This window comes from Pseudomonas sp. 3-2, assembly GCF_019710535.1.
GTDB classification, from domain to species: domain Bacteria; phylum Pseudomonadota; class Gammaproteobacteria; order Pseudomonadales; family Pseudomonadaceae; genus Aquipseudomonas; species Aquipseudomonas pharyngis.
On the sequence record NZ_CP081200.1, the window covers coordinates 2,095,052 to 2,111,532 of the forward strand.

General features: G+C 59.9%; 17 protein-coding genes. 2 read left to right on the forward strand and 15 right to left on the reverse strand.

Going from position 1 to position 16,481, the window contains the following annotated elements:
* Positions 1 to 73 precede the first annotated feature (73 nt).
* The 14 genes from K3819_RS09620 to ccoN (K3819_RS09685) form a co-directional block, all read right to left on the reverse strand.
* Positions 74 to 757, reverse strand: a complete 684-nt coding sequence (locus K3819_RS09620; RefSeq protein ID WP_085613298.1) for a sulfite exporter TauE/SafE family protein — start codon at positions 755 to 757, stop codon at positions 74 to 76.
* On the reverse strand, positions 750 to 962 hold the full coding sequence (gene ccoS, locus K3819_RS09625; RefSeq protein WP_064594725.1) for a cbb3-type cytochrome oxidase assembly protein CcoS: 213 nt from the start codon (positions 960 to 962) through the stop codon (positions 750 to 752). The genes K3819_RS09620 and ccoS overlap by 8 nt, the downstream gene beginning before the upstream one ends.
* 22 nt (positions 963 to 984) lie before the next feature.
* Positions 985 to 3,435, reverse strand: coding sequence for a heavy metal translocating P-type ATPase (locus tag K3819_RS09630; protein ID WP_085613299.1), 2,451 nt, complete (start codon positions 3,433 to 3,435; stop codon positions 985 to 987).
* Positions 3,436 to 3,551: 116 nt separating this feature from the next.
* A complete protein-coding gene (locus tag K3819_RS09635) occupies positions 3,552 to 4,091 on the reverse strand; it encodes a FixH family protein (protein ID WP_221399116.1) in 540 nt (179 codons plus the stop codon).
* Between the two features lie 11 nt (positions 4,092 to 4,102).
* Positions 4,103 to 5,518 carry a cytochrome c oxidase accessory protein CcoG gene (ccoG, locus tag K3819_RS09640; RefSeq protein WP_085613301.1) on the reverse strand — a complete coding sequence of 472 codons (1,416 nt, stop codon included), beginning with the start codon at positions 5,516 to 5,518 and terminating at the stop codon, positions 4,103 to 4,105.
* 258 nt (positions 5,519 to 5,776) lie between these two features.
* Positions 5,777 to 5,953: a hypothetical protein gene (locus K3819_RS09645; protein WP_158090095.1), complete on the reverse strand. Its 177-nt coding sequence runs from the start codon at positions 5,951 to 5,953 to the stop codon at positions 5,777 to 5,779.
* A 160-nt stretch (positions 5,954 to 6,113) separates the two neighbouring features.
* On the reverse strand, positions 6,114 to 7,097 hold the full coding sequence (gene ccoP / locus K3819_RS09650) for a cytochrome-c oxidase, cbb3-type subunit III (protein WP_039770046.1): 984 nt from the start codon (positions 7,095 to 7,097) through the stop codon (positions 6,114 to 6,116).
* Positions 7,094 to 7,279 carry a CcoQ/FixQ family Cbb3-type cytochrome c oxidase assembly chaperone gene (locus K3819_RS09655; protein WP_003175465.1) on the reverse strand — a complete coding sequence of 62 codons (186 nt, stop codon included), beginning with the start codon at positions 7,277 to 7,279 and terminating at the stop codon, positions 7,094 to 7,096. The genes ccoP (K3819_RS09650) and K3819_RS09655 overlap by 4 nt, the downstream gene beginning before the upstream one ends.
* Positions 7,280 to 7,284: 5 nt before the next feature.
* Complete coding sequence (ccoO, locus tag K3819_RS09660) at positions 7,285 to 7,893, reverse strand: cytochrome-c oxidase, cbb3-type subunit II (RefSeq protein WP_011333287.1); 609 nt, start codon at positions 7,891 to 7,893, stop codon at positions 7,285 to 7,287.
* A complete protein-coding gene (gene ccoN, locus K3819_RS09665; RefSeq protein WP_039770049.1) occupies positions 7,893 to 9,335 on the reverse strand; it encodes a cytochrome-c oxidase, cbb3-type subunit I in 1,443 nt (480 codons plus the stop codon). Before ccoN (K3819_RS09665) ends, ccoO (K3819_RS09660) begins: the two co-directional genes overlap by 1 nt.
* Positions 9,336 to 9,816: 481 nt before the next feature.
* On the reverse strand, positions 9,817 to 10,770 hold the full coding sequence (gene ccoP / locus K3819_RS09670; RefSeq protein WP_064594734.1) for a cytochrome-c oxidase, cbb3-type subunit III: 954 nt from the start codon (positions 10,768 to 10,770) through the stop codon (positions 9,817 to 9,819).
* The gene (locus K3819_RS09675) at positions 10,767 to 10,964 is read right to left on the reverse strand and encodes a cbb3-type cytochrome c oxidase subunit 3 (protein WP_085613303.1); all 198 of its coding nucleotides are present in this window, start codon (positions 10,962 to 10,964) and stop codon (positions 10,767 to 10,769) included. Before K3819_RS09675 ends, ccoP (K3819_RS09670) begins: the two co-directional genes overlap by 4 nt.
* 5 nt (positions 10,965 to 10,969) lie before the next feature.
* Entirely contained in the window at positions 10,970 to 11,578 is a 609-nt protein-coding gene (gene ccoO / locus K3819_RS09680; RefSeq protein WP_085613304.1) for a cytochrome-c oxidase, cbb3-type subunit II, read from the reverse strand.
* Positions 11,579 to 11,588: 10 nt separating this feature from the next.
* Complete coding sequence (gene ccoN / locus K3819_RS09685; protein ID WP_221399117.1) at positions 11,589 to 13,013, reverse strand: cytochrome-c oxidase, cbb3-type subunit I; 1,425 nt, start codon at positions 13,011 to 13,013, stop codon at positions 11,589 to 11,591.
* Positions 13,014 to 13,107: 94 nt separating this feature from the next.
* On the opposite strand from ccoN (K3819_RS09685), the gene K3819_RS09690 reads away from it, so the two are divergent.
* Positions 13,108 to 13,788, forward strand: coding sequence for an alpha/beta family hydrolase (locus tag K3819_RS09690; protein ID WP_085613307.1), 681 nt, complete (start codon positions 13,108 to 13,110; stop codon positions 13,786 to 13,788).
* Between the two features lie 50 nt (positions 13,789 to 13,838).
* Here K3819_RS09690 and K3819_RS09695 read toward each other — a convergent pair whose 3' ends face one another.
* Positions 13,839 to 14,306, reverse strand: a complete 468-nt coding sequence (locus K3819_RS09695; protein ID WP_064594741.1) for a hypothetical protein — start codon at positions 14,304 to 14,306, stop codon at positions 13,839 to 13,841.
* Between the two features lie 303 nt (positions 14,307 to 14,609).
* On the opposite strand from K3819_RS09695, the gene K3819_RS09700 reads away from it, so the two are divergent.
* A protein-coding gene (locus K3819_RS09700; RefSeq protein ID WP_139834536.1) for an IS3 family transposase occupies positions 14,610 to 16,147 on the forward strand; the annotation gives its coding sequence in 2 pieces (ribosomal slippage) (positions 14,610 to 15,060 and positions 15,060 to 16,147; 1,539 coding nt in all).
* The last annotated feature ends 334 nt before the right edge of the window (positions 16,148 to 16,481 follow it).

Sequence of the window (16,481 nt, forward strand, 5' to 3'; positions counted from 1 at the left end):
CCCCCGGATAGGCTGGCAGTGTGCCGAGTCTAGGGGAGGGCACAAAAAGGCATCTTGATTTGCATCAACGGGATCAGTGGCCCATCAGCCAGTGCTGGTGCGGCCCCGGCAGGGTCCAGATACCGAACAGGATCACCAGCAGACCGCCGGCCATGCGCACGCTGCGTTTGCGCAACAGCGCCGTGACCCGCTCGGCCGCGAGGCCGGTGGCCAGCAATACCGGCCAGGTGCCGAGCCCGAAGGCGAGCATCAGCAACGCGCTGTCGAGTGCATTGCCCTGACTGGCCGACCACAGCAACGTGCTGTAAACCAGCCCGCACGGCAGCCAGCCCCACAGCGCGCCGAGCAGCAAGGCCCGGGGCAGGCTCGACACTGGCAGCAAGCGGTTGGCGACGGGTTGAATGTAACGCCACAGTCCGCGCCCAAGGCTTTCGATACGGGTCAGGCCGCTCCACCAGCCCGCCAGATACAGACCCATGGCGATCAGCAGCAAACCGGCGAGCACGCGCATGAACAGCGCGGCAGGACTGTTGGCCACGGCCCATCCGGCCAGTCCGATCAGTAATCCCGCCGTGGCATAACTGAAAATCCGCCCGAGGTTATAGGCCAGCAGCAATCGAAAACGTCGGCTGCGTTGTTCCTTGGGAATCGCCAGGGTCAGTGCGCCCATCAAGCCTCCGCACATGCCCAGGCAATGGCCGCCGCCGAGCAGGCCGAGGATCAACGCAGACACCAGCAGCGGCGCCAGTTCAAGCATGGGGTGGCGCCTTGTCGTCCGCTTTTGTAGGGTTGGCTTCGTCCACCGCAGCGGTGTGGTTCGGGTCCTGGTCGTCGAACAGGATGCTGTGGGCCGGGCCGTCGAGGTCGTCGTATTGGCCGCTGTCCACCGCCCAGAAGAAGATGTAGACGGCGATGGCCACGATCAGCAGCGCGGCCGGAATCATCACGTAGAGAGCTGGCATCTGTACTCCATGCCCGCGCGGCTCAGGCCGGCAGCGGGCGGGTTTCTGACGTGGCGCTGACGGCCGGCGCGCTCGGCAGGCGAGTCAGGCGCAGGGCGTTGAGCACCACGGTCAGCGAACTGATCGACATGCCGACGGCGGCCCACACCGGAGTGATCCAGCCGAGGGCGGCGAACGGCAACATGAGGCCATTGTACAGCGCGGCCCACAACAGGTTCTCGATGATCACCCGGCGTGTGCGGCGCGCCAGCGTGAAGGCTTGTACCAAGGCGTCAAGTCGGTTGGACAGCAGCACCGCATCGGCACTGGTTTTCGCCAGATCGGTGGCCGAGCCCATGGCCACGCTGATGTCCGCAGCAGCCAGCACCGGCACGTCGTTGACCCCGTCGCCGAGCATCAACACCTTGCGGCCGTCCTTGTGCAGTTGTTGCAGCACTTGCAGCTTGTCGTCCGGGCGCAGACCGCCCCGGGCCTCGTCGATGCCCAGTTCGGCGGCGACGCTGGCGACCATCGGCGAACTGTCGCCCGACAGCAGCAGCGTGCGCCAGCCGCGCGCCTTGCACGCGGCGAGCAGGGCGGGGGCGTCGTCGCGCAGACGGTCGTCGAGGGCGAGCCAGGCCAGGGGGCCCTGATTGTCACCGAGCAGCAGCCATTGCCCCGGCTCTTTCGGCATCGATGGTACCGGCGCGCCGCTGAGATCACAGACAAAATCCGCCTGACCGATGCGCAAGCGCTGTTCGCCGACCAAGCCTTCAAGCCCCAGGCCCGGCGTACTGTGGACGTCTTCGGCAGCCAGTGGCGCGCGACCAAAGGCGCGGGCAATCGGGTGTTCGGAACGGTTTTCCAGGGCGGCGGCGAGGCTCAGGCATTGATCGCTGTCGAGGGCGCCGAGCGGGCGGATCGAGCGCAGTACCAGTCGGCCTTCGGTGAGAGTGCCGGTCTTGTCGAAGATCACCGTGTCGATCTGGTTCAGACCTTCCAGCACATGGCCGCGCGTCAGCAGCAGGCCAAGTTTGTGCAGAGTGCCGGTGGCGGCGGTGAGGGCGGTCGGTGTCGCCAGTGACAGCGCGCACGGGCAGGTCGCCACCAGCATGGCGAGGACGATCCAGAACGCCCGCGACGAATCCAGTTCCCACCACAACAGGCCGATGGCGGCCGCCGCGATCAGCGACAGCAACAGGAACCATTGCGCGGCGCGGTCGGCGATTTCCGCCAGCCGTGGTTTTTCCGCCTGGGCGCGATCCAGCAGGCGGACGATTGCCGACAGCCGCGTGTCCTGGCCGAGCGCCTGCACCTCGACGGTCAGCGCGCCTTCCACGTTCAGCGTGCCGGCGGTGACCGCATCGCCCTTGGTACGCGGTTGCGGCAGGTATTCGCCGGTCAGCACCGACTCGTCGATGCTCGACTGGCCATCGAGGATCTTGCCGTCCGCCGGCAGCACCGAACCGGGCTGCACCAGCACCCGGTCACCGAGGCGCAGTTCGCTGAGCAGGATGCGTTCGCTCTGGCCGGCGTTGTCGAGGCGCAGGCACGAAGCGGGCAACAGATTGACCAGTTGCGCAGTGGCAGCGGCGGTACGCTCTCGGGCGCGGCGTTCGAGGTAACGTCCGGCAAGCAGGAACAGCGCGAACATGCCCACCGCGTCGAAATACAGCTCGCCGACCCCGGTGATCGAGGTCCAGATCCCGGCGATATAAGCCGCGCCGATCGCCAGTGAGACCGAAACGTCCATGGTCAGATGACGGGTGCGCAGGTCGCGCATGGCCCCTTTGAAAAACGGCGCGCAGCTGTAGAACACGATCGGCGTGGTGAGGAACAGCGCGACCCAGCGCAGGATGGTGTGCAACTCGGGACTGAGGTCGATGTTGAATTCCGGCCAGGTGGCCATGGTCGCCATCATGGCCTGAAACCACAGCAGCCCGGCCACACCAAGCTGACGCAGGGCGAGGCGGTTTTCGCTGGCCAGTTGCTCGCTGGCGCGGTCGGCCTGATACGGGTGCGCGGCATAGCCGATGTGGCGCAGTTCGCCGAGGATCTGGCTCAGCGGCAATTGTCCGTCGGCCCAACGTACGTAGAGGCGATGGTTGGACAGGTTCAGCCGCGCTTCGGCCACGGCGGGCAGGGTGCGCAGGTGTTTCTCGATCAGCCAGCCGCACGCGGCGCAACTGATGCCTTCCATCAACAGCGTGGTTTCGGCCAGTTCACCTTCGTGGCGCACGAAGGGTTGCTGCACGTCGGCGCGGTCGTACAGCTCAAGCTCGTCCACCAGTTGCACCGGCAGCGCTTCGGGGTTGGCCGAAGCTTCGCTGCGATGCTGGTAATAGCTTTCCAGCCCGCCGGCGACGATGGCTTCGGCCACCGCCTGGCAGCCGGGGCAGCAGAACTCGCGGGACTCCCCGAGCACGACGGCGGTGAAGCGGCTGCCGGACGGGACGGGCAGGGCGCAGTGGTAACAGGGGAGTGGGGTGTTCATCAGCTAAATCGTCGTCCGGGAGGGCCTCATCGCGAGCAGGCTCGCTCCCACATTGGGTTTGCGGCGTTCACAAAACCTGTGGGAGCGAGCCTGCTCGCGATGCGCGAAGCGCGGCTTTATTTCTTCAGGTCTTCTGCACCCTGCAACGGCTCATCACCCAGCAACAGATCCTTGTCATGGTTGACCAGCTCTTCCTCGAACATCCGCCACACGTGGTCGTCCTGAGTGCCCAGCAACTCAACAAAGCGCCGGCCTTCGATCTTGTCGCTCAACTGGCCGATGTAGCGGCCCTGTTCAGTCTCGCTGCGGGCCAGGACGATCTTGCGATCCTTTTCCGGCTGGGTCGGCGAGATCAGGTTCAGTTCCAGGGTTTTCGGCTGGCTGTCGCCGCTCAGGCGCAGGTCGACTTCTCCGGTGACGTCATCAAGGTGCACGGCGGCGCGCATCTTCAGGGTCTGCGCCAGCAATTCACGGTCCAGCGAACGGTTGATGCCTTTGCCGGCCTCGTAGTAGTTGTCGTTGACCAGGTTATCCGGGTTGTTCACCGCGATGGTCACCATGGACAGCGTCAGGGTCACCGAACAGGCCAGAATCCCGATGATGATCCATGGCCAAAGGTGCTTGTACCAGGGACTTGCGGCGTTTGCTGCGGGCATGTTCAGTTCTCTCAACGATTTTGTGGGCCGATGAACCGGCTCTTGGCTTCTACGTGGACGCTGTCGTCATCGGCATCCCTGAGGATGAATTTCACCTCGTTGGTGCTCGATGGCAATTGTTCAGGCGCGCTCGACAGCTCGACCGGCATGCTGAAGATTTCCCCGGCCGGCACCTTGATCTCGCGTTTGCCTTGCAGGCGCAGATCCGGCAAACCGGCGGCTTCCAGCACGTAGGTGTGGTCGCGCTGATCCTTGTTCATGATCTTCAGGCTGTAGACGTTTTCGATCCGGCCTTCGGCGTTTTCGCGATACAGCACGCGGTCCTTGCTGACGTCGAAACCCACCAGCGAACGCATGAAGAAGGCCGTCACCAACAGGCTGATCATCGCCAGAAGCACCACGGCATAACCGATCAGGCGTGGCCGCAGTTTATGGGTTTTCTGCCCGGACAAGTTGTGTTCGGTGGTGTAGCTGATCAGCCCGCGCGGGTAATCCATCTTGTCCATGATGCTGTCGCAGGCGTCGATGCACGCGGCGCAACCGATACATTCGATCTGCAGGCCGTCGCGGATGTCGATACCGGTCGGGCAGACCTGGACGCACATGGTGCAGTCGATGCAGTCGCCCAGGCCCTGAGCCTTGTAGTCGATGCCTTTCTTGCGCGGACCACGGCTTTCACCGCGACGCGGGTCGTAGGAAACGATCAGCGTGTCCTTGTCGAACATCACGCTCTGGAAGCGTGCATACGGACACATGTAGATGCACACCTGCTCACGCAGCCAGCCGGCATTGCCGTAGGTGGCGAGGGTGAAGAAACCGACCCAGAAATACGACCAGCCATCGGCTTGCCCTGTGAAGAATTCGATTACCAGTTCGCGGATCGGCGAGAAGTAACCGACGAAGGTCATGCCGGTGACGAAACCGATCAGCAGCCACAGCGCGTGCTTGGCGAATTTACGCAGGAACTTGTTGGCGCTCATCGGCGTCTTGTCGAGCTTGATGCGCTGGTTGCGGTCGCCTTCGGTGACCTTCTCGCACCACATGAAAATCCATGTCCAGACGCTTTGCGGACAGGTGTAACCACACCAGACCCGGCCGGCATACACGGTGATGAAAAACAGGCCGAACGCAGCGATGATCAACAGGCCCGAAAGCAGAATGAAGTCCTGGGGCCAGAACGTGGCGCCGAAAATGAAGAATTTGCGCTCCGGCAGGTTCCACCATACGGCCTGATGGCCGCCCCAGTTCAGCCATACCGTACCGAAATACAGCAGGAACAGGGCGGCGCCGCCTGCCATCCGCAGATTGCGGAACAGGCCAGTGAAAGCACGGGTGTAGATTTTTTCTCGAGAGGCGTAAAGGTCGACGCTGTTGTTTGCGTTCTTGCTGGGTGGCGTGACGTCGTGTACCGGAATCTGGTTGCTCATCATTGCATCCCACGGCAGTGGAAAAATGCCTCGGTCGATACGTGCCGGCCGGGGTCAAAAAGGGGTGTTGCGGTGGCGCAATGATACGCCTGTACTACCGACGAACGGGTGCGACCTTTGGTCGCGTTGGGGAAAAATCATGAATGGTGTAGCGAATGTAACAAAGCATGATGCAGATCAATTGACTATAGACGATCCTTGGTCCCGTTCTCGCGAACGAGCCTCCGGAATACGCTGACATGCCTGTCTGGAGCGGCATCAAACCAGTTTTCCACCTCCGAGACTGTCCAGCCCGTTGCCGTTACTCTTCTCGGCGCGTTCGACTGTTTTTGTTTTGTCGCTGGCAGGGGCTTCGGTAGGTGTGGTTTGAATTTCCGAATAGGCGTAAAGGAAATCGTCATGGGGTTGAACGCAGTCGTGATCAGATTCTCGCATTGGTTTTCTTCCTTGAGGTCAATGTGTCGAACGACAAGCTACAGGGCACCTCATTAAGCGTCCATCGAGCATTCGTCTCAAATCATGAAGGTGCCGGAATGCAAAGCGGCCCCGCCAATTCTCATTGGCGGGGCCGCTTTGTTTGCTTCAGGCGTCGGCCTTACTGGGCCTCGGCTTCCGCAGGTTTTTCACCGTGGGACAGGCTGTAAACGTAAGCCGCCAGCAGGTGAACCTTGTCGTTGCCCTGCAGTTGTTCCTGGGCAGGCATCTGGCCCTGACGGCCGTAACGGATGGTCTGCTGTAGTTGTGCAAAGCTCGAACCGTAGATGAACGCGGCCGGGTGAGTCAGGTCGGGTGCGCCCATGGCTGGCGTACCCTTGCCCGCCGGGCCGTGGCAGGCCACGCAGTTGGCAGCGAACAGTTTCTGGCCGTTGGCCGGGTCTGCCTTGGTGCCTTCCGGCAGCTTGCGGCCATCCAGATTGGTCAGCACGAACGCGGCCACGTCGGCCACGCCTTGCTCGCCGATCACTTCTGCCCAGGCCGGCATCACCGCGTGACGACCGCCCATGATGGTGGTCTTGATGGTTTCCGGCTCGCCGCCCCAGCGCCAGTCGGCGTCGGTCAGGTTGGGGAAACCATAAGCGCCCTTGGCGTCGGAGCCGTGGCAGACCGAGCAGTTGGAGGCGAACAGACGGCCACCCATCTTCAGGGCTTGTGGATCCTTGGCGACTTCTTCGATCGGCATGGCGGCGAACTTGGCGAAGATCGGACCGAACTTGGCGTCCGAACGGGCCATTTCCTTTTCCCACTCGTGAACGCCGGTCCAGCCGGTCTGGCCGTTGGCGAACGCGGTCTGCTTCTCGGTATCGAGGTAGTTGTAGCCCGGCAGCAGACCTTTCCAGTTGCCCAGGCCCGGATACAGCACCAGGTAACCCAGAGCAAACACGATAGTGCCCACGAACAGCATGAACCACCATTTCGGCAGCGGGTTGTCGTACTCCTCGATCCCGTCGAAGGAGTGGCCGACCGTCTCGTCCGTCTGTTCGCTGCGCTGGCCCTTGCGGGTCGACAGCAACAGCCAGGTCAGGGAAAAGATCGTACCGAGACTGAGGACTGTGACGTACAGACTCCAGAATGTAGTCATTCTTTGTTACTCCTAGAAGCTTGCTCGACGTGCTTGATGGCTTCGGGATCATCCGCGAAGGGCAGCAAGGTCGCGTCTTCAAACTCCGACTTGCGCTTGGGGCTGAACACCCACAACGCCAGGCCGATGAAGGCAACCATCACGACAACGGTACCCAGGCCTCGAATCATCCCGATATCCATCAGAATCACCGTTTGCTTTTGATGATGGTGCCCAGGCCTTGCAGATAGGCCACCAGCGCGTCCATTTCGGTTTTGCCCTTCACGGCATCTCTTGCACCGGCGATGTCTTCGTCGGTGTAAGGGACGCCAAGCGTGCGCAACACTTCCATTTTCTTGGCCGTGTCTTTGCCATCGAGCTTGTTTTCTACGAGGAACGGGTAGGCCGGCATTTTCGACTCGGGGACGACGTTGCGCGGGTTGTACAAATGCGCACGCTGCCAGTCATCGGAGTAGCGACCGCCGACGCGGGCCAGGTCCGGGCCGGTACGTTTGGAACCCCACAGGAACGGGTGATCCCAGACGCTTTCACCGGCGACCGAGTAGTGGCCATAGCGTTCGGTTTCGGCACGGAACGGTCGGATCATCTGCGAGTGGCAGCCGACACAGCCGTTGGCGATGTAAACGTCGCGGCCTTCCAGTTCAAGGGCGGTGCGCGGCTTCATGCCTTCGACCGGCTTGTTGGTGACGTCCTGGAAAAACAGCGGAACGATTTGGGTCAGGCCACCGACGCTGACGGCGATGACCATGAAGAAGGCCAGCAGACCAATATTCTTCTCGACAGCTTCATGCTTCATCAGTGAGCTCCAACTACGGCGATCTTGGCGGCGGCTTCGGCTTCAGCCGGGTTCGAGGCGCGAACGGTGCGCCATACGTTGTAAGCCATCAGCAGCATGCCGCTGGCGAAGAACGCACCGCCCAGAGCTCGGACGATGAAGCCAGGGTGGCTGGCCTGCAGCGCTTCGACGAACGAGTAGGTGAGGGTGCCGTCGTCGTTGATTGCACGCCACATCAGGCCTTGAGTGATGCCGTTGACCCACATCGAAGCGATGTACAGCACGGTACCGATGGTCGCGAGCCAGAAGTGCGCATTGATCAGGCCGGTGCTGTGCATCTGCGCGCGGCCGAACAGTTTCGGGATCATGTGGTAGATCGCGCCGATCGAGATCATCGCTACCCAGCCGAGAGCGCCGGCGTGTACGTGGCCGATGGTCCAGTCGGTGTAGTGCGAGAGCGAGTTGACGGTCTTGATCGCCATCATCGGACCTTCGAAGGTCGACATGCCGTAGAACGCCAGCGATACCACGAGGAAACGCAGGATCGGGTCGGTGCGCAGCTTATGCCAGGCGCCCGACAGGGTCATCATGCCGTTGATCATGCCGCCCCAGCTCGGTGCCAGCAGGATGATCGACATCGCCATGCCCAGCGATTGTGCCCAGTCCGGCAGCGCGGTGTAGTGCAGGTGGTGCGGACCGGCCCAGATGTACAGGGTGATCAGCGCCCAGAAGTGCACGATCGACAGACGATAGGAATAAATCGGACGTTCGGCCTGTTTCGGCACGAAGTAGTACATCATCCCCAGGAAACCGGTGGTCAGGAAGAAGCCTACGGCGTTGTGGCCGTACCACCACTGGATCATCGCGTCGGTGGCGCCCGAGTAGGCCGAGTAGGACTTGAACAGGCTGACCGGCAGCGACATGTGGTTGACGATGTGCAGCATCGCGGTCACCACGATGAACGCACCGTAGAACCAGTTACCGACATAGATGTGCTTGGTCTTGCGCTTGGTGATGGTGCCGAAGAACACCAGTCCGTAGGAAATCCAGACAATGGCCAGCAAAATGGCGATCGGCCATTCCAGTTCCGCGTATTCCTTGGTGGTGGTGTAACCCAGCGGCAAGGTAATGATCGCGCCGACGATCACCGCTTGCCATCCCCAGAAGGTGAAGGCCGCGAGGCTGTCGGAAATCAGTCGCGTCTGGCAGGTTCGCTGCACGACATAGTAGGAAGTGGCAAACAGTGCACAACCACCGAAGGCGAAAATCACCAGGTTTGTGTGCAACGGGCGCAGGCGTCCAAAGCTCGTCCACGGCAGACCGAAGTTCAACTCCGGCCAGACCAGTTGCGAGGCGATGAAGACACCGAGCCCCATGCCAAGGATCCCCCAGACCACCGTCATGATGGCGAACTGGCGGACTACCTTATAGTTATAAGCAGTCGGACTGATTGCTGTGCTCATTCTAAGGTTCCACGGTTTGGGTGTTTTATTAGGATTAAAATCGGCCGCAAGTATGTAGAAAGCAGGGGGTCAATGCAACGCGCCATGACCTGGGTCAATGCTTTCCAACGCTGATTCTGCGGCCTTTCCATGCGCCGCGTAAGGACAAAATTACCCTCGGGCAAAATGTCGCAGCGGACGAAAAAAGCGAGGGGTCCCGGTCGGATGTAACGGGGTGTGTTCGAACGCTCGGTTCGGGTGACGGACGGTAATGGGCACGACAGCCGGTATCTACCGGCCTTTGCGGCCATGTCAGTCAGCCGATTCGTTCAACGCCTCGCTCGGGGTCGACCTGGAACCGGCACGGGCCAGTCCGCATCGAGCAAGCGTAGACCCGAATCCGGGTAACCGAAAGGAGAGGGGGTGAAGGGGTGCGACAATGCGTCGCAAAGGGGCTGGAAACTGCCGCACTGGAAACGTGCGGCAGTCTTGTGCGCAATGATTACTTTTTATTGTCCTCGGTAATCAGTTTTTCTGTATTCAATCCATTGCTCAGGCTGTACACATAAGCGGCCAGCAATTGCACTTTATCGTTGCCCAACAGCTCGTTCTGAGCTGGCATGTGGCCCTGACGACCATGGCGAATGGTCTGCTCCAGTTGCGTCAGGCTGGTGCCGTAGATGAAACCGGCCGGGTGCGTCAGGTTCGGCGCGCCCATGGCTTCGGTGCCCTGGCCGTTTGCCCCGTGACAGGCGGTGCAGGTTGTGCTGAACGCCTGCTGACCCGCTTGGAGATCAGCCTTGTTATCCGCCGGCAGTGGCAGCCCCGCCAGTTCATGACGCACATAGGCGGCGACGTTTTTCACGCCAGTCTCGCCCAGCACTTCACCCCACGCCGGCATCGCCGCCATCCGGCCACCCATGATGGTCGTCTTGATGGTTTCGGCGCTGCCGCCCCAACGCCAGTCCTTGTCGGCGAGGTTAGGGAAACCGAACGCACCCTTGGCGTCCGAGCCGTGGCACACCGAGCAGTTGGAGGCGAACAGACGGCCGCCCATTTTCAGTGCCTGTGGGTCCTTTGCCACTTCTTCCACCGGCATCGCGGCGAACTTGGCGAAGATCGGCCCGAACCTGGCGTCAGCCTTGCTCATCTCCTTTTCCCACTCGTGGACGCCGGTCCAGCCATCCTCGTAGCCAGGCAGGATGCCTTTCCAGTTGCCCAGGCCCGGATAAAGAATCAGATAGCCCACGGAAAACACCAGCGTGCCGGCGAACAGCATGAACCACCACTGCGGCAGCGGGTTGTCGTACTCCTCGATGCCGTCGAAGCTGTGGCCCATGGTCTGGTCGACGCTGCCCTTGGTTTCGCCCCGACGGGTGCCGACCAGCAGCCAGGTCAGGCCGATCAGGCTGCCGATGGTCAGTACGCAGATCCACGTACTCCAGAAGGTGGTCATGGCCGGGTACTCCTTGTTTCATTAACTTGGGTAGTGTCGGGTTGCGGCTCGTCGGCGAACGGCAGCAGGCGTGCTTCGGCGAATTCCGGCGTGCGCTTGCGGTTGAACACCCACAGGGTCAGGCCGACGAAGGCCACGAACACCACGACCGTGCCGAGGCCGCGAATCAGGCCTGCACTCATTTCAATGACCATCGTGCTCACCTCTTGCTCTTGATCGCAGTGCCGAGCACTTGCAGGTAGGAGACGAGGGCGTCCATTTCGGTCTTGCCCTTGAGGCTGGTCACCGCGCCGCTGATGTCGTCGTCGGTGTACGGCACGCCGAGGGTGCGCATGGTCTTGAGCTTGGTTTCGGTGTGGCTGCTGTCGACCGGTTGGGTCACCAGCCATGGGTAGGCCGGCATCTTCGATTCCGGTACAACGTTGCGCGGGTTGTACAAGTGCGCACGGTGCCAGTCATCCGAGTAACGCGCGCCAACCCGGGCCAGGTCCGGACCGGTACGTTTCGAGCCCCACAGGAACGGGTGATCCCACACGCTTTCCCCGGCCACCGAGTAGTGCCCGTAGCGTTCGGTTTCGGCGCGGAACGGCCGGATCATCTGCGAGTGGCAACCGACGCAGCCTTCGCGGATATAGATGTCGCGGCCTTCCAGTTGCAGCGCGGTGTAGGGCTTCATGCCTTCCACCGGTTTGTTGGTCACGTCCTGGAAGAACAGCGGGACGATCTGGGTCAGGCCGCCGATGCTCACGGCGAACACCATCAGCAACATCAGCAGGCCGACGTTCTTTTCAATCGTTTCGTGTTTCATGGCGGACTCCTCAGGCCATCTGCGCGGCAGCAACGACGTCAGCAGGCTGCGAGGCCCGCACGGTGCGCCAGGTGTTGTAAGCCATCAGGAACATGCCGCTGAGGAAGATCGCCCCGCCAATCAGCCGTACGACGAAGCCCGGGTGGCTGGCCACCAGGGTTTCGACGAAGGAGTAGGTCAGCGTGCCGTCCTCGTTCACCGCACGCCACATCAGGCCTTGTGCAATGCCGTTGACCCACATCGAAGCGATGTAGAGCACGGTGCCGATGGTTGCGAGCCAGAAGTGCGCGTTGATCAGGCCGACGCTGTGCATCTGCTCTTTGCCGAAGACTTTCGGGATCATGTGGTACAGCGCGCCGATGGAAATCATCGCCACCCAGCCGAGTGCGCCGGCGTGTACGTGGCCGATGGTCCAGTCGGTGTAGTGGGAGAGGGCGTTGACGGTTTTGATCGCCATCATCGGACCTTCGAAGGTCGACATGCCGTAGAACGCCAGCGACACCACCAGGAAGCGCAGAATCGGGTCGCTGCGCAACTTATGCCAGGCGCCCGAGAGGGTCATCATGCCGTTGATCATGCCGCCCCAGCTCGGTGCCAGCAGAATCAGCGACATCACCATGCCCAGCGACTGCGCCCAGTCCGGCAGCGCGGTGTAGTGCAAGTGGTGCGGACCGGCCCAGATGTACAGAGTGATCAGCGCCCAGAAGTGCACGATCGACAGGCGATACGAATACACCGGACGTTCGGCCTGTTTCGGCACGAAGTAGTACATCATCCCGAGGAAACCGGCGGTGAGGAAAAAGCCTACGGCGTTGTGGCCGTACCACCATTGCACCATCGCGTCGGTTGCACCGGCGTACACCGAGTAGGACTTGGTGAAACTCACCGGCAACTCAAGGTTGTTGACGATGTGCAGGATCGCCACGGTGATGATGAACGCGCCGAAGAACCAGTTGCCCACATAAATGTGCTTGGTCTTGCGCTGCATGATCGTGCCGAAGAATACGATGGCGTAGGCGACCCAGACGATGGTGATCAGGATGTCGATCGGCCATTCCAGCTCGGCGTATTCCTTGGAACTGGTGTAACCCAGCGGCAGGCTGATGGCCGCCAATAGAATCACAAGCTGCCAGCCCCAGAAGCAGAACGCGGCGATTTTCGGCGCAAACAATTGCGTCTGGCAGGTGCGCTGTACCGAGTAGAACGAACTGGCGAACAAGGCACAGCCGCCGAACGCGAAGATCACCGCGTTGGTGTGCAGCGGGCGCAGGCGTCCGAAGCTGGTCCACGGCAGGTTGAAGTTGAGTTCGGGCCAGACCAATTGAGCCGCGAGAAAAACCCCGAGCCCCATGCCGACGATGCCCCACACCACCGTCATAATGGCGAATTGGCGGACCACCTTGTAGTTGTAGGCGGTACTGATAGAAGTGTTCATGGTTCCCCATCCACGGTTCAGCCGAAGTGAGCGCGCGCAGGAACGCCGCGAATCCTTCGTCTGGAGTTATAGGCAGACTAAAAGCGAGGCAAGCATGGACAAACAGCACAAGGCCAGTATTGACGGGGATCAATGGGCGCAGTGCGTGCTCGATCATGGATGGCTCTGGAACGCCGCCAGTGGTGAGGCTTCGGCGACGTTGATCCTGGCCCACGGTGCTGGTGCGCCGATGGATAGCGAGTGGATGACTGATATGGCTGGGCGCCTTGCCGGGCTTGGTATCAACGTGTTGCGGTTTGAGTTTCCTTATATGGCGCAGCGGCGTATCGACGGCAGCAAGCGTCCGCCGAATCCGGCGCCGAAGTTGCTGGAATGTTGGCGTGAGGTTTATGGCCTGGTGCGACTTCATGTCGCTGGGACACTCGCGATTGGCGGCAAGTCCATGGGGGGGCGGATGGCGAGTTTGCTGGCTGATGAGCTTGGCGCTGATGCTTTGGTTTGTCTGGGTTATCCGTTTTATGCGGTTGGGAAACCTGAGAAACCGCGGGTCGAACATCTGGCTGGGTTGAAGACACTGACGTTGATTGTTCAGGGGGAGCGGGATGCGCTTGGCAATCGGGACGCTGTTGAAGGGTATTCCTTATCGCCGAGTATTGAAGTGTTTTGGCTGGCTGCGGGGGATCATGATTTGAAGCCGCTCAAGGTTTCCGGGTTTACGCATGAGCAGCATTTGGCTTCGGCTGCGGAGAAGGTGGCTGGGTTTCTTCAGATGTAGCCCAGACCGGTAAAGTCCGGGCACATCCTTTATGTCGGAAACCGTGGACGCTATTCACTGATCACCAGGTTAAAGCGTCCGATGGGCTGTGTCCGATAGCCATGACTTTTGAACTTTGCTTCAAAAGTACCTACTGCGATTCCCTTGGCAGGATCGAGGTCTATGGTCAGGGTGGCTTCATCGGCATCGACCACACTCCATCCATCAAAGCCATCCGGCGCGGGAATTGAATGACTGTGTCTGAAGCTCAATTTGTCCTTAAGCGTGTAGGTGGCTTTGAGAGGGGCGTCATTGATGTACGGGAAACTCATGCTGTAGGCGAAGTAGTCTCCGCCAGAAATTGATCCGGTCGATCCTGAGATTGACCAAGACAACTCCCCCGTTGGCGGATACTCATGTAGATAAAACAGGGATCTTTCAGCTGCCACTTCGGGATTGCTTCCAAATTTCCAGTGGAACTGATTTGCAAGGATCGTAGGGCTATGGGATCGAGGGACAAAAACAGTAAGGCTGCTCATCTGGAGTTCCTTTTTCATGAAGGGTGATTGGCGTTCTTTTAATAGATCGCCAAACACTTGATATGCCTTCCTCAAGATGAACGTCTACTGTCAAACCTGACAGCTAGGCGGATGGCTTCATATGTGCTTGTAGTGGTCAGCTAATAAAATTGCCTTGATGGGGTGTATATCCGTTGCTGCGGTGATGGCTGCTTAGGGTTCCGCCCTTACGGCGGGTCACTTTTGGCAAACGCCCTCTGTGTCAGGCTACCTGTCGCCCTTGTTGATTGACTCGTTCATTCAAGAGGGTGAAGGTGCATAACAATGTCCAATTTAGGCAAGCGCTACGACAGCGACTTCAAAGACTGGGTCGTTTTGCAAATGATGCCGCCCTTTAATCGGTCAGTGGCAGAACTTGCCGTTGCACTCAATCTCACGCCACAGTCGCTGCGAAACTGGAGACAAATGGCCAGAGACAAAGGCTTGATCGTTCCAGGAAACGGCAAAACCAGTGACCAATGGTCTAGCGCCGATAAATTCAATGCTGTTATGGAAACCGCGCCGTTGAGCGAGGTGGAAATTTCTCAGTATTGCCGAATAAAGGGCATTTACCCTGAGCAAATTCAGCAGTGGAGACTGGCCTGTCAAAACGCCAATCCGGTCGTTGATCTCAACTCTCGAACCTCTAAAACGGCCGAGCAACGGCGTATCAAAATACTCGAGCGTCAATTGATCCAGTCAGATGCCGGACGTGCGGAGGCGGTGGCCTTGCTGGAGCTCAGAAAAAAAGCCAATGCGATCTGGGGCAAGGACAAGGAAGACTGATTAACGCCGCTGATCGTACGCAAGCCATGAAGTTGATTGCAGACGCAGTGCAGAGCGGCGCTCGTCGATATCGAGCCTGCAATGAGTTGGGGTTGAGCCTGCGTACAGTCCAGCGCTGGCGATATGCTGACTGTGATGGGCGACTGCTGGCTAAACGGGCAGCTCCGGCTAACAAGCTCAGTGAGTCGGAATGCCAAGCGGTACTTGATGCTGCCAATCAGGCTGGCTACGCCAGCCTTACTCCGCACCAGATCGTCCCCAAACTGGCCGATGAAGGCATCTATCTGGCTTCGGAATCGACGTTTTACCGAGTGTTAAAAGCGGCTCATCAAAACGTGCGTCGCGGCCGAACCAAAGCCCCGAAACGTAGGGTGCTGACGACGCATTGTGCCGATGGCCCCAACCAGGTGTGGTGCTGGGATATCACTTGGTTGCCAAGCACCGTCAGAGGTCGATTTTTCTACTGGTACATGGTCAAGGATGTCTACAGCCGCAAACTGGTCGCCAATGAAGTGCACGAAGTGGAATGCGCCGAACACGCATGCGAGCTGCTTAGAAAGGGATGCTTACGTGAACATACAGCGGGTCGCCCGCTGGTGCTGCACTCGGATAACGGACACGTGATGAGAGGTTCTTTGCTGCGTGAAAGCATGGTTGCACTTGGCGTCGAGCCTTCTTTTAGCCGGCCAAGGGTAAGTAACGATAACGCATATGCAGAGGCACTTTTCCGCACTGCAAAGTACTGCCCGCTCTGGCCGGATCAACCATTTGATACGGTCATTGATGCGAGGCTTTGGGTGCAGAAATTCATCGAGTGGTACAACGAAGATCATCGCCATAGCGCTTTGAAATACGTGACGCCAAACGAGAGGCACGAAGGCAAAGCGACGATGCTATTACAAGCAAGAGCAGCGCTTTATGAGGATGCCAGGAAAGCTAATCCGAGCCGTTGGAGCACTCGGACACGCAACTGGAAACTAGCTGATGCGGTGTATTTAAACCCAGAGCGCCCTGACTTTAAGGGCTCAACTGGCTAACAACGATTGGAACAAGGCGACAGGTGCCTTGACACGCACCGAACGCCCCAAAAGTAATCAAAAGGTCTTGCTCCTACGTTCGGCCCGCTCGCTGAGGCTTGGGGTTCCTTCGTTCCGGGATTCATCCGGGGGGGCATCGCCTACGGTTTGCTTCGCTGCACCTCCTCTCGATGTGTTTGGCTTCGCCAAACGGTCGCTGCGCTCCCACCCCCGGATAAATCCCTCCACTCAGCCTTCCGACGTCGCCCGAAGATCAGAAGCGGTACTCGAGCTAACGCTCATCGTTTTGAGTGGTGAGAAGCGGATACGAACTGCTTTCGTTTTCTGTGGGAGC